10 protein-coding genes are annotated in these 14,644 nt (G+C 40.6%); 9 read left to right on the top strand and 1 reads right to left on the bottom strand.

Annotation, left to right across the window (positions count from 1 at the left end; all coding sequences use genetic code 11):
- The 4 genes from J8Z25_RS09820 (at nt 1) to J8Z25_RS09835 (ending at nt 6,011) form a co-directional block, all read left to right on the top strand.
- Entirely contained in the window at nt 1-546 is a 546-nt protein-coding gene (locus J8Z25_RS09820) for a condensin complex protein MksE (RefSeq protein WP_062564547.1), read from the top strand.
- Nucleotides 546-3,332, top strand: a complete 2,787-nt coding sequence (locus J8Z25_RS09825; protein ID WP_250660980.1) for an Mks condensin complex protein MksF — start codon at nt 546-548, stop codon at nt 3,330-3,332. Before J8Z25_RS09820 ends, J8Z25_RS09825 begins: the two co-directional genes overlap by 1 nt.
- Nucleotides 3,333-3,454: 122 nt before the next feature.
- Nucleotides 3,455-4,009: a DUF4136 domain-containing protein gene (locus J8Z25_RS09830; protein ID WP_130051302.1), complete on the top strand. Its 555-nt coding sequence runs from the start codon at nt 3,455-3,457 to the stop codon at nt 4,007-4,009.
- A gap of 163 nt (nt 4,010-4,172) precedes the next feature.
- Nucleotides 4,173-6,011: a TonB-dependent receptor gene (locus tag J8Z25_RS09835; protein WP_250660981.1), complete on the top strand. Its 1,839-nt coding sequence runs from the start codon at nt 4,173-4,175 to the stop codon at nt 6,009-6,011.
- A gap of 173 nt (nt 6,012-6,184) precedes the next feature.
- Here J8Z25_RS09835 and J8Z25_RS09840 read toward each other — a convergent pair whose 3' ends face one another.
- Nucleotides 6,185-6,433: a YkgJ family cysteine cluster protein gene (locus tag J8Z25_RS09840; protein WP_130052277.1), complete on the bottom strand. Its 249-nt coding sequence runs from the start codon at nt 6,431-6,433 to the stop codon at nt 6,185-6,187.
- A gap of 158 nt (nt 6,434-6,591) precedes the next feature.
- Between J8Z25_RS09840 and J8Z25_RS09845 the strand changes: the two genes are divergently transcribed.
- From J8Z25_RS09845 to J8Z25_RS09865, 5 genes are all read left to right on the top strand, one after another.
- Nucleotides 6,592-7,764 carry an efflux RND transporter periplasmic adaptor subunit gene (locus J8Z25_RS09845; RefSeq protein ID WP_130051300.1) on the top strand — a complete coding sequence of 391 codons (1,173 nt, stop codon included), beginning with the start codon at nt 6,592-6,594 and terminating at the stop codon, nt 7,762-7,764.
- 3 nt (nt 7,765-7,767) lie between these two features.
- Nucleotides 7,768-10,920, top strand: a complete 3,153-nt coding sequence (locus J8Z25_RS09850) for an efflux RND transporter permease subunit (protein ID WP_250660982.1) — start codon at nt 7,768-7,770, stop codon at nt 10,918-10,920.
- Between the two features lie 158 nt (nt 10,921-11,078).
- Entirely contained in the window at nt 11,079-12,695 is a 1,617-nt protein-coding gene (locus J8Z25_RS09855) for a L,D-transpeptidase family protein (protein WP_250660983.1), read from the top strand.
- Nucleotides 12,696-12,703: 8 nt separating this feature from the next.
- Nucleotides 12,704-13,567 (top strand): D-Ala-D-Ala carboxypeptidase family metallohydrolase, encoded by an 864-nt coding sequence (locus tag J8Z25_RS09860; protein WP_250660984.1) that lies wholly within the window; start codon nt 12,704-12,706, stop codon nt 13,565-13,567.
- A 111-nt stretch (nt 13,568-13,678) separates the two neighbouring features.
- Nucleotides 13,679-14,632: an alpha/beta hydrolase gene (locus tag J8Z25_RS09865; protein ID WP_250660985.1), complete on the top strand. Its 954-nt coding sequence runs from the start codon at nt 13,679-13,681 to the stop codon at nt 14,630-14,632.
- The last annotated feature ends 12 nt before the right edge of the window (nt 14,633-14,644 follow it).

Consider the following 14,644-nt stretch of genomic DNA (forward strand, 5'->3'; position numbering starts at 1 on the left):
ATGACAGATATTAATTTAGATGATTTAACGCATCTGCAAGCTATTAATAAAAAGCTCACGTCAGGCTACCACATTAGTGAACAAGACACGCTGATGTGGCAAGAGCTTGACCAACACATTGATGCCTACCGTGCCCTTTTTAATGCACTCGGCCATGACCTACAGCATGATAGCCGTGGCTATTACTATTTTGGTAGTGACGAGAGCACCCCAAACATGGGTAAAATTTCACGTGCCATCGCGCTGACTATCTACATCTTGATTGAGCACTATGCCAATACTGGTAAAGATCCTATGCGTGCCTTATTTGACGAGGTAAACGACCTTGAACTGATGCAAACCTTAGTGCAAATCAACAAGCACTTGTTTGATCAATTAGAAATATTCTCTGGCTCAGATTTACGTAAAGATGTGTACCTACGTATGGTGCGTTTAGGCCTTGCTCGCGAAGTAGAAAATGGCTTTATGCTGCAAGCGCCAATTTATCGTTATATCGATGCATTAATGGAAGTAAACGAAGAAACCTATCTAGGAGATGACGAATAATGCAAAGCCAAAGCCTTTACGGACTCAGCAAACTTGCGCTTTTAAATACCGCAGGCTATGCAAAATGCGTGATCCCACTGGATAAAAGTAGCTCAATTTGTGCACCGAATAATACCGGTAAAAGCTCGGTTATTAATGCCCTGCAATTTCCGTTAATTAATGATTTACGCTTAACAGAATGGGATGGCCACGATTTAGACGAAACTCGTAAGTTCTACTTTTCGTCAGATCAATCCTATATTTTACTTGAAGCTGACCTACCTAATGGCCCTGTGGTTATTGGTGTTGCTGGCCTTGGTAAAATTGCTGGTTATGCGCATCAGTTTTTTTGCTATCAAGGTAAGTTAAACCTAGAACACTACACCCAAGGCAAGACAATTGTTAAATTCACCAAGCTTTTTAATCACTTAAAAGAGCAAGGTTTCAACCCAATTGAATTAAAAGCGCAAGAGCTGAACGCCCTACTTACTGGCGGCGCAACCCCGTTTGATGGCGATATCAATTTAAAGATGATCCCACTCAATAACGTGCAAGACTCTGCAATTTACAAAGAAATTTTCCGCCGTATTCTTAACTTGCACAAGTTAGGAGCCAGTGATGTTAAGCGCTTTATGTTACGTGTATTTGAGCGTCATATGTCAAATTCACGGGTCGATTTTTATGAAGTATGGCGACGTTCATTCGATAAGGTAAATCGCGCTAAACGTGAATTAAAAGCCCTTGAGTCAATGCAAGAGCCTATCGCAGCCCTTGAATCTATGCTTGAGAATCAAACGGTTTTAAAAGGCAAACTTGCCGCCTATGCGCCAAAAATTGACCAAGCACTGATTGACTTTGAAACCTATCAACAAGAGCAACTCACTGAGCTAAATATTGCCCTTGAAGATATCGAGCACGAAAAACATGAGTTCGACCAAAAGCAGCAGCTGTATATTCAGCAATCACGTGACATTGAGCGTAAGCAAACTCAAATTGAGCAGTGGTTTTTAGACTATCGAGCACTTAAATCTGAGTTTGAACTAGTTAACAAAGCCACCTTAAAAGTAAGCCTTACGCAGCTTAAACAAGATTATGAGTCGCTTTCGCATTCATTAAGCAGTGCCCAAGGTCAAAGCTTACACACGCTTGATTACCGTATTAGCGAAACACAAAAGCAAATTAAGAGCTTAAAACTACAGCTAAAGAACCTCGAGTTCAATTTATTCACCCGTATGCGTGAAGATTTATCTTTAAAAGAAGTTGAAGAAATTTCGCGTATTTTAAACCCAGATATCTTATCGTTTGCCACCACCAGCAATGGTGATGTTGATATCACAGACGAAGATGCCTTCGGTGAGTTTTTAGAGCAGTTATCGGCAAACGTAAAAGGCGGTGTACTGACTCTTCCTGGTGCGACGATTAAACTAAAAAAGCTAAGCCCTGTGCAAATGCAAACGGGCGAAAACAAAGAGCAATTAACTGCGCAACTCGCTGCACTTGAAAACTCCCTGAAAGAGTTTAAACAACAGCGCGAAGTAGCTGCTAATGTCGCTGAAAAGCAAAAAGAAAAAGATGCCTTGTATGATGAGCTAATGGCCTCTGAAGAAGCATTAAAACGCTTTGAACAATTTGAAGTGATGCAGCAATCTGTCGATGCTCAAACTCTGCTAAAAGAGCAATTAAATGCAGAACGCGAACTAGTTGACGACTACCTGCAAGACATTCAAAAGAACAGTGGCTCAATTAGCGATCGTCGCTCAATTATCAAGTCGAAAAAAGATTTGCTTGCGCGCCAAGCTGACCGCTTACGCCAAGTTAAATCTGAACGTATCGATCACACACTTGATTTTTACTCAGGCAAAGTCACACCATACATGATTGAAATCAGTATTGATTTTGATAACTTAAGTGACCTCATTCATCACTTTAACAAAGACTGCCAAGAGCTACGTAACTTTGATATCAACGTACGTAACACCTACATGCATATTTATAATGCGGGTATTACTAAATTTGATAACGAAAACGATGAGTTTACTAAATACGAAAAGCTTATCAGCGCGTTTCATAACATTGATAACGAGCGCGATGCTGTTGAGCGTCAAGGCCGAGTTGCATTAACCGAAGTGGCAGCTACCATTAAAGGCTTGCGTGAAGACTTAGACCGCTTGCGCCGTGAAATGAATAGCTTTAATAAAGGCATTAGTCAACATCGGATCTCTAACCTTCAAGCATTCAAAATTAATGTTATCCCGCGCAAGATGCTGGTTGATAGCATTGATACCATCATTAGTACCTCAAATCAGTTTGAGCAAGGCGATACCCTCGACTTATTAAGCCAAGAGCCTTATAGCGAGTCTGCGGTAAACGAAGCAAAAGATCATTTAATTAAGCTTGCTTCTGAAAAAGCAGGTTTAACACTGACAGACTTGTTCGATATTCGCTTTGAAGTGGTAAATCGTGCTGGTGACACTGAGCACTTCGAGAAAATCGACTCAGCCGGCTCTAACGGTACCCGGATTACCATTAAGCTACTTTGTGGCATGCTGTTTATTCGTTACTTATTAAGCGATCAAGAGCAAAACCTGTATCGTATTCCGATTTATATCGATGAAGCTGCCGATATCGACCCGCAAAACCAAAAAGCAATTATCGAAACAGCACTTAGCTTTGGCTTCGTGCCGATTTTTGCCTCAGTTAAACCACAAGTTAGCTGTGATTACATTGTCCCTATTCGTACTGTCAAAGATGGGGTGCAAAACTGGGTCGATGAAAAAGACTGGATAGAAGTTGAACACAGTGCTTAATTACAAACTATTACAGTACTTATTTGTAAATGTGCCATAGTATTTAAATAATCATTCAGTTGAGTATTATTTGTGTTATGTTATCAATCAAGTAGTGGAAATTTTGCCAAGGAGCAAACAATATGAAGAACTTATTAATCGCGACGGCTGTATTATTTTTAGCGGCTTGTGCTAAAACGCCTGATTGGGATTACGACAAATCTGCAGATTTTAGTAATTATAAAACCTTCTCTTGGGTACCTAATGCCAGCTTGACTAAAAACGTAGCGAACTACCAAATTAGTCCTTTAATGGAAAAACGTGTGCGTGAAGCAGTTAATGCCGAACTTGAAAAAAGCGGTATGAAGCTTGTTGATGTAGCGCAAGCAGATGTACTTATTAACTATCATGCATCAGTTGATACTAAAATTGATGTAGATACCTTCAACGTAGGTTACGGTGCACGCTGGAATTACTGGGGTATGGGTTATAACACACAAACAACAACTCGCGAATACGAAGTCGGTACGTTAATTTTAGACGTAGTAGACCGTGCTTCTAACCAATTAGTTTGGCGTGGTGCTAAAGAAGGTCGTTTGCAAAAGAACCAATCACCTGAAAAGCGCACTGAAGTTATCAAAGAAACTGTTGCTAACATTCTCAGTAACTTTCCACCGCAATCAATTAATCAAAACTAAATGCCGTTTTAGTAAAAAGACCGCGCACTTGGCGCGGTTTTTTATTGCCTGCTGAAATCTGGTTGGAGTGGTATAACTCAGTGATTCAGATACAATACCCGCAATTTTCAGTGCGCCTAACTAGCCCACTACCCCAGATTAAACAAAATCAAGAGAGTTTTAGATGGTACGCGCAGTACAGCTTACACTTCCCGCTTTATTCGTCACTTGCTCAGTGCTAGCAGAAGACACCAACAATATTGAACAAATCACCGTTGAAGTTTCAGCAACCGCAAATAAAGAACCGGTTGGTACTTTTGATGCGCCGGTATCAAACTTAGAATATGACCCACGTGTCGATTTGCAATCACGCAATATGGCTGAAGCACAAGCTGATGTCACTATTCGTGGTGGTATCTTCGAAAATACTGGCTTTCGTGTCGGTAGCAGTACATTATTTGACCCTCAATCTGGTCACTACTTTGCTGAAATTCCTATTGCCCCACAGATGCTAACAGGCCCTTCAGTACTTACAGGGGCTGATAATGCCCTTTATGGTATGAATAGCTCGGTTGGCACGGTTTCATTTGGCTGGCGCCCTATCACAAGCACTGGCAGCGTTTCACTTGGCACAGGTACGAATGGCTTTAATTTACAAAGCATTCATGCTGCCCATAGCCAAAAGCTGGATAGCAAACCTGATTGGCGATTAGGTTTTGAGGGTGAATACTCGCACTCAAAAAGCGATGGCTCAATTGATAATGGCGACCACGACTTTGAACGTGCCTCAGCACGCGTTCAACTTGCAAGCGATACCTCGCAAACTGATTTAATGTTCGGACGCCAAGAAAAATTTTTTGGTTGGCCAAATCTTTACACGCCATTTAACTTTAACGAAACCGAAGATCTTGAAACCAAGCTTTTCATGCTCAATCACAAGCAAATGTATGGTGATAGCAGTACCTTTGAAGTGACTGGTTATTATCGTAAACATAACGACCATTATGTATTGTCTCGTGAAAACCCAGCTATTTTTGAAGCGTTTCACGAAACCACCGTTAAGTCATTGGCACTCTCTGGACGTCACCGTTTAAATAGTAGCTATGCAATTAATTATGCTGGGCAATTTATTGCTGATGAGATTGAATCAACGTCTCTTGAAAACAACTTTACGTCGCGCAATTACACTAAGCTAAGTATCTTGCCTGAATACAAGATGGCCCTTACAGCTAACAAAGAGCTTACGGTTCGTGTTGGTGCTGCTTTTGATGATACTAACCGTGATAGTTCAGATACCTCCTTTATTGCAGATGCAAGCCTTAAAGTAGCTAATCAAAATGACAGTGAACATACTTGGTACGCATCATACGCCGAAGCAACACAAGTTCCCGGTTACACCGCAATCGGCGGCAGTGAAACGGGCGGGTTATTCAGAAGTAATTACAGCCTTGAGCGCGAAACCACCGATAACCTTGAATTAGGTTTACTAATTGAACAATCTTCGTGGCGTTTAGATTCAGCTATTTTCTACCGCAAAGATAAAAACCTTACGGATTGGACATATCGCTTTGATGCAACTTCAGCACGTTTTGCAAACCCGGTTGATATAGACACCTTAGGCGTTGAGTTTTTAGCGAATAAATCGTTTGAAAGCGCTGAGTTGATTGCCAGCTACACCTATTTAGAAAAGTCAGAAGACTATGGCACGGCAGATATTGATGCGAGCTTTTATGCGCTTAACTACCCTGATCACCGTGTAACACTGGGTGCAGTATGGCAACCAATGGATGTGCTTGAGTTGCGTATCGATAACGAATGGCGTAAACAACATAGTAACCGCCTACGTAGCTCTGATGATGAAGCCTTCTTCACGCAGTTAACAGTAAAGTTCACGCCAGCCCAGCTTGATAATGTGTTTGTTACCTTTGCAGCTGACAATATTTGGGATGAATCATTCGAAGAAGTCCCGGGTACCCCTGGTCGCGGCGAGCAATATACTCTTAGCGCTACTTATACGTGGTAAGTAAAAACAACAATGCCAGTCAATTGACTGGCATTGTTGTGACACGTTTTCTTCTAAGATCTTTAGAACACCACAGTCAAATTTATTTAAAATGCCATAGCGAAAACTGTGACTTTAAAAAATAACCTAATTTATCCCAGTAACTGTTAAAAAATGTTAAGGGTTTAATTTTTTTAAGTCATCTGCTCAAGTTCGGTAATTAAATACAATGCTTGTTCATTTGTCGTGCCACACACATCAATAGTGGCAGAAAAATCACTACACACCTTGGGCCTTGATTCATCACCAAATAATTTACACAGGTTATTATTATCCAGTTGAATACAGCGCTCTCCCGCCGCTTTCCCGTTGGGCATTCCTGGGATCGGTGAGCTAATACTGGGTGCAATACAACAGGCGCCACAGCCTAATCTACATGCCATTTTATCTGTCATTGAGTACCTCTTATAGAACCTTTGTAGCGCCTTTGTAATATGTGTAATGGTTTGTTACATCTTCGAACGCCTTGTAAACACTTTATTGCGTATGCTTAGCCTATCAAATTTATTTTTAATTACCGTCAACCGTGAGGGACTATCCCGTGGCTAGTAAAAAACAAATCATTCTCCCTATCGCCGTATTAGTCGGCGGACTTGGAATGGCATTCGCATTTGCCTCTATGAAGCAAGCGCCGGTCGAAAAACCAGAACAAGATTTGCGACCGCTTGTATCAATTAAACCGTTAAGCTTTGACGCCATTACCCTTGATGTAAAATCATACGGTATCGTTAAACCGAAAAACCAAACTGAACTTGTTGCGCAAGTGAGTGGTCAGGTTGTCTCGCTGTCAGATCAATTTGTACAAGGCGGATTTGTTAAGCAAGGCGATATTCTAGCACGTATTGACCCAAATGATTACGAAGCTGCACTCATTGAAGCAGAAGCAGGTCTAGCGCAAGCAAGCTCTGCTCTTGAAATTGAACGCGCGCAAGTATCTGTTGCACAAGCTGAGTGGGACCGCATCAAAGGTGACTCAAACCAAGTTATTCCATCTGAGCTGTATTTACGTAAACCGCAACTCGCTGAAAAGCTTGCAAACTACCGTGCTGCTCAAGCCAGTGTAAAACGCGCAAAACGTAATCTTGAGCGCACATACATTAAAGCGCCATACGATGCCATTATCGACGAGCGCCTGATTAGTTTAGGTAGTGTGGTAAACCCGGGTAATAGCTTTGGTAGCCTAAGCTCAACATCACTGGCTGAAATTCGTTTACCTGTTGCTGATAAAGATCTGCAATACCTAAATAACCAAGGAATTGGTGCAAGCGTATCAATTAATGCTGAATTTGCAGGTAAACAAACAACGTGGCAAGCGACTATTGTACGCAGCGAAGGGGTCGTTGACCAACGCAGCCGCATGAATTACCTAGTAGCACAAGTAGCAACGCCTTATGAGCAAAAACAACCACTGCGTTTTGGCTCATACATTAATGCCACTATCGAAGGTCGAGCGCTGGACAATGCGATTGTTGTTCCGCACCATTTAGTTAAAGACAACAAGGTAGCTGTTTTACAAGATGGCGAAACACTTACTTTTAAAACACTTAACATTGTGCGCGAACAAAATGGCATGGTGATCGCCGATAATGGCCTTGCTAACGGTGAGCAACTTATTACCTCAGCACTTGAATACCCAACTGAAGGCATGGCAGTCAAGCTAGATGACGCAAAACTAAGTGTGCCAACAACACAATTAGCGTTAAAAGAGGAATAAGCCATGACCACGCACAGAGAAAAAGGGCTTATTGCCTGGTTTGCACGCAACCCAGTTGCTGCAAACTTACTTATGATCTTTATTTTAGTGGGCGGCTTATTGACTGCAATGTCAGTGCGTAAGCAAATGTTCCCACAGTTTGAAAGTAACTGGATCAGTATTCAAGCTGTCTACCCAGGGGCTGCACCACAAGAGGTAGAAGAAGGCATAACCATAAAGGTCGAAGAGTCTTTAGAGGGCCTCGAAGGCATTAAACGTTTAATTACTTATTCGAACCGTGGTTTTTCACAAGCTTGGATAGAAATCGAAGAAAAGTACGACCCGCAAGAAGTACTCGATGAAATCAAGATGCAGGTTGATTCAATCAATACCTTCCCTGCTGAGATGGAACGCCCAATTGTTCGCCGTGAAAAGTTTGAGCAAGAAGTTATGATACTCGCGCTGTATGGCGATATGAGTAACTACCAGCTCAAAGAACTTGGTAACGACATAAAAGATGAACTACAAGCTTTACCACAAATTAACTTGGTCAACTTTTACAGTGGCTTAAACTACGAAATTGGCATTGAAATCAGCCCAGATAAACTACGTGAGTATGGTTTAACTTTCCGTGATATTGCCACAGCTGTGCGCAGCTTCTCTGCAAATATGTCAGCAGGTCAAATTCGCTCTGAAAATGGCTACATTTCAATGCGTGTTGAAAACCAAGCGTATCGTGGTAAAGAGTTCGAAAAGCTGCCTTTATTACACTTACCTGATGGCGCCCAAGTTTTCTTGGGTGATGTGGCAACAATTAACGATGGCTTTGAAGAAGGCCTGCAATATTCTAAGTACAATGGTAAAAATTCACTGACTTTTGAAGTAAATGCTTCGAAAGATCAAGACATCACTAAGGTTGCTGCAGTATTAAAAAAATACCTAGCAGATAAAGCGCCACAGTTACCAGCAGGTGTAAAGCTATCGCCAATTGTTGATTTAACTTATTACCTTGAAGGTCGTCTAAACATGATGATCGACAACATGATTTGGGGTGGTATTTTAGTTATGGTGGTACTTGCCCTATTCTTGCCACTGCGCTTAGCGTTTTGGGTCATGATGGGTTTACCTGTATCATTCCTAGGTGCATTTTTAATGATGCCACTTGGCTTTATAGACATCACTGTTAACTTAGCTTCTTTATTCGCATTTATACTGGTGCTAGGGATAGTCGTTGATGATGCTATCGTCGTAGGTGAATCAGCCAGTGCTGAAATTGAAAAGCACGGTCATAGCCTAGATAATGTAGTGCGTGGTGTAAAACGCGTTGCAATTCCTGCAACCTTTGGTGTATTGACTACTATCGCCGCATTCTTACCGCAAACACTGGCATCAGGGCCTGGTTCTGCCTTTTCTAAAGCCATTGGTGGCGTAATTATCCTATGCTTAGTTTTCTCATTGATTGAATCAAAACTGATTCTACCGGCTCACTTAGCGGCCATGAAAAATAAACCTGCGAACCCTAAAAATCCATTACACCGCTTGCGTTTAGGTATGGATAATGGCCTGAAGAACTTTGTCGACAATTACTACACACCATTTATAGGTCGCTGTATTCATTACCGTTATACCGTAATTGTTGGCTTTATCTGTGTACTTATTGTCAGTGGCGGTATGTTCGCTGGTGGTTTAGTGAAATTTGTTGCGAATCCTAAAATTCCACATGATTTCCCACGTATCTCAGTTGAAATGAACTTATCTTCTTCTGAACAAGCGACTCTTGAAACAGCACAAACAATTGAAAAACTGATTTTAGATGTCGATAAGCAACTTGAAGAGCAATATGGTCAAGCGATGATCCGTGACTTATCGGTTAGCTTACGCGGTCGTACAAGTGCACGCATTATGGCGATTTTAGTCGAACCAGACTTACGCCCTATTGATACTTTCCAATTAAGTGCAATGTGGCGCGAACAAATGCCACCACTGCCAGGTGTGAAAACGCTTAATATTGAAGACAGTATCATGAATGGCGGCCGTGATGATGGCGATGTTAGCTTTCGCTTAGAAGGTAAAGATATCAATAAACTAAAAGAAGTTGCAGCTAAATTAAAAGAAAAGCTAAATAGCATGCAAGGCGTAGGTGATGTAAATGACTCACTACAATCTGCAACTGACGAAGTTCAACTTGAACTTAAACCACTTGCTTACAGCTTAGGCTTAACCTTATCGGATGTGGCATCACAAGTTAGCTTTAGCTACTACGGTTTAGAAGCACAACGTATTTTACGTGACGGTGAAGAGATTAAAGTAATGATCCGCTACCCTCGTGAATCGCGAAATGCGGTAAGTGACATCACTGATGCGCGTATCATTACGCCAACAGGCGTTGAAGTGCTTCTTGCAGAAGTAGCGAAGGTCAACATCGTTGATGGTGTGAACCGTATTCGTCGTGAAAACGCAAAACGCACTGTCAACGTTTGGGCTGCGGTTAACACTGATCAAGCAGAACCATTTGCCATTGCAAAAGAAATTCGTGACGAGTACTTACCTAGCCTATTGAAAAGCTACCCAGGTGTAGAAAGTAATGTGGCTGGTCGTATTCAAGAAGAAATGGATAGTGTGGCAGAACAAGTACGTGATTTTGCTTTGTCTATGATGATTATATTTGCGTTACTTGCTATTCCACTGCGCTCATACTCGCAGCCATTCATTATTATGTCGGTTATTCCATTTGGTGTAATTGGCGCGATGTTCGGTCACATGATCTTAGGTATGACAATGAGTAGCTTATCGGTATTCGGTATCATCGCTGTTGCTGGTGTAGTAGTAAACGATTCGCTAGTAATGGTTGACTTTGTCAATAAGGCCCGCGCTGAAGGTGTTGCAATCAAAGAGGCTGTGATGCAAGCCGGTGCTCGTCGTTTTAGAGCAATATTACTAACCTCAATTACGACCTTTATTGGTGTATTACCAATCATTATGGAAACAAGCTTACAAGCAAAAATAGTTATCCCAATGGCTGTATCTCTAGCATTCGGGGTGTTATTTGCGACTGTCATTACACTTATTTTAATCCCTTGTCAGTATGTTGCGTTAGAAGACTTTAAACGTTTAATTGGCAAGTTTAGAGGTAAAAAAGTAGAGTCAGAAGCAAAATTACAAACAACCAGTAATTAAACCCCTCTCAAAATCCCAACCGAACGCTTGGCAAACTCATTTGCCAAGCGTTTTTATTTAAAAAATATGTTCCTATAAATTGTATTGCTTTGCTAAGCTTAAATGAGCAAAAAAGAAACAATTCAAGCAAATTACAAACTTGTTATAGGGACATAGCTATGAAGATTCTGCGCTACACCATTTTGGTCAGTTGTTTATCCATTTGCATGCCTGTATTGGCTGAAAACCAATACTTACAACAACAGTTAGAACCTATCCTGATTGGTGAATCTCACAGTATTGAAAGAGAACACATCCATTCTCCTGACATGACCGTTGCCACCTATAAAGCAAATGGTTTTGAACGTGTTTGGAATGACACCAAATATGCAAAACAAGCTCTCAAGTTAATTGCTCAATCAGAGCTTGAAGGCCTCTCACCCAATGACTATCACTTTGATACATTAATGGCGCTGGCCAACGAAATAGATAAACGCGGAGCAGAGGCTGTCGAAGCTCAGTTTGATGTACTTATGACAGATGCTGTCATGACGTATGCAAAACACTTAATACGCGGAAAAATAAACCCAAAACAACTTACTGCCACATGGAATTATGGACAGTTTGACGTTAGTCCTGATGCTGCAGCTGCCTCTTTACTTAAACACGTTAAGTCTAAAAGCCTTGATAAAGGCCTTGAAAACCTTAAGCCCGTATTACCTCATTACAAACGCTTAAAAGATGCTTTAGTGTTTTACCGAGAACTTGATGCAACTGGCGAGTTACCTGCCATCACATTGCAAAACAATATATTAAAACCGGGTCAATCAGACGCAGCTGTACCGCTGTTAAGACAAAAGTTAAAGCGCTTAAATTATTTTCAAGGCAGTGGTAGTGATGATACTGATTATGACAACGAGCTAGTTGCAGCAGTTAAGAATTTTCAGAATGCTCATCAAGTTACTGACGACGGTGTGATTGGTAACGCAACGTTAAAATTACTCAACAAAGATTACAGTGAATACATTGATGATATTTTAGTAAACCTAGAGCGTATTCGTTGGGTTGATAATACTCTCACAGAGCGCTTCTTAGTGGTAAATATCGCTGGTTTTAAACTATTTTTATTTGAAGACAACAAATTAAAATGGCAAACCAATGTGGTCGTTGGCAGAAACTACACCAAAACCCCAATATTTAAAGGGCAAATGAGCTATATCGTGATGAATCCAACATGGACAGTACCGCGGAGTATTGCAGGTGGCATTATCAAAAAAATGAAAGAAAACCCAAACTACTTAAACGAGAAAGATTTTGTTGTGGTTGATAGTCGCCGTAACCCAGTGGATAGCAAGAGTATTGATTGGGCAAATGCTAGTCGTAAGAACTTTCCGTACTGGTTTGTACAACAACCTTCAGAGAATAATTCATTGGGACAAATTAAATTTATGTTTCCTAATAAATACTCAATTTATTTGCACGACACCCCTGCAAAAACATTATTCCAGCAAGACCAACGTGCATTTAGCCACGGCTGTGTAAGAGTTGATGACCCATTCACCTTAGCTGAGAAAATATTAGAAACGTCAGATAATTGGAGTCGTAGCGACATTGATGACGCCATTGCTGCAAAAGAGACTACAAAAATCAGCTTATCAAAACCGCTAGATGTACTTTTAATGTACTGGACAGTCGCAGGTGACGACGAGAGCTTACAATTTTATACCGATGTCTATAATCGCGATGGCGCGTTATTAAAAGCACTCACCACGCCATTAGCAAACAATACAATTTAGAGGTCACTATGTATTTCAGCCGTATTATTTTAAGTGTGTTCTTAGCGTTAACTACATGCTCTGTTGCTGCCATTGAATTAAGCGACTCGCTGCACAGCATTGTTCTTGATGCAAAACAGGTTCTAACACTTGATAACACGGCTGATTTTGCTCCAACTACAGTATCAGACGTTGAGACAGAGCGATTAGGGCCAAATAGCATTGCAATTTACGCCCCAGAAAATGCAGGATTTTATAACCTAGTATTGAGTAACGATGAAACCAGTAAACACCTACTTGTGATTGTTAAAAAACCATTCAATGCAAACAATAAACAGTTAAATAATTACCAAATAGGCCTCTACCCTACGCCCTATAAAGGCTACACACAATACAGTGCACCAAACGGGTTTATTGAAATTTTTGAGAAAGACTTATCACGCCAGCTGACTCCTCATGTGCAAGTTAAAAATATAATTTGTAAGCAAGTGAGTGGCTTTCCAAAATATATTTATGTCAACAACGGTGGCTTGATGATGCTCGAAGAACTACTCAAGTTTGTACAAAGTGAAGGGATTAAAGTCAGCAAGTTTGCCTTTATCAGCGGCTATAGAACACCCCACTACAATCGCTCAATTGGTAATGGCAAACATAGTCGACACCAATATGGCGATGCTTTCGATTTATACATAGACGAAGATAGTAATGGCCGAATGGACGATTTAAATGGCGACGGCAAACTGACAGTTGCAGATGTAGATGTACTTTATAAAGTGTTCGAAAAATTTCAAAAACAAAGCCGTTATAATGGTGGTATAGGGCGCTATAGACCCGCCTCCCATCACGGTGGTTTTGTACATATAGATAACCGAGGATTTACCGCGAGGTGGTAATTGGTGATTTTCAGGTAACTCTCGAACAAATATAATCCGATTGCATTATCGGCTCATGATTGCTAAGTTATTGTCAATAATGGAAATACTACTATAATTATAAAGGGAATTATGCGTTATATCCTCTGCTCTTTTTATATTTTACTTCTCAGTGGTTGCCAGAGTTTTATTGCTTATCAAATCACACAACCTGCACAAGAAGTACCATTTGACGGTATGGAAAACATGGTCATGTTTTCGGGAGCTGTACAGCATACATGTACCAAAGACAAGCAATGCTTACATTTTCGATTATTTTCGCAAAGCGATTTGAATAGTTACTTTTCAAAAGAGAGTTCGCTCGGTTTAAGTTTAATCGTTAAAAGTGGTAATAAAACAGAAGAGTTTAGTTCTCAGCTAGATTTGAATAACCAAGCAACTCCAAACTCATCATCTGTAATTGTGCTATTTCCAGGTTATGGTTTAAATAGTATGGGGTATAGCTTTCAAGCTCGTTGGCTCAGCCACTTTACTGGCAAAGATGTCATAATCATGCCAGCGAGCAATCAGTATAATGAGTTCAAATTTGGTCTAAACAATCTTGATGTATTAAAACATTACCTAGATAACAGCCAATACCAACAAATTGATATTTTGAGTTATTCAATGGGCTGTATTGCTGCTATGCAACTTGGAAAACAAATGCCTAATGTAAAGCAACAGATAATGGTTGCACCAATGGTGCATTTTGACTCAGCATTAATGTCCGTTACTAAACGTTATTACCCAACTTTAAGCTACTTTGTCAAAGATGATGATTTTAAAACCGCAGCAAAAAATGTAATTCAAAACAGTGGTATTGATGAAACACAACTTGATTTAATCGCCCTACTCAATGACAGACAACCATCAGTTAGTACAACTCTCTATGTCAGTAACGGTGATCTAATAAGCCCCGCTGATTATTGGCAAGCACTTCAAAATGAGAGTGTCTCTGTTGTGCATTACAGTGATTTAGACCACACAAAAATGGTAAGCCTTATCAATCAAGCCATGCGCAATGAGGTTTTACATAGATTAATGTAACCAACAAATAAC

The sequence above is a fragment of the Pseudoalteromonas sp. SCSIO 43101 genome, from assembly GCF_023650775.1.
GTDB classification, from domain to species: Bacteria; Pseudomonadota; Gammaproteobacteria; order Enterobacterales; family Alteromonadaceae; genus Pseudoalteromonas; species Pseudoalteromonas apostichopi.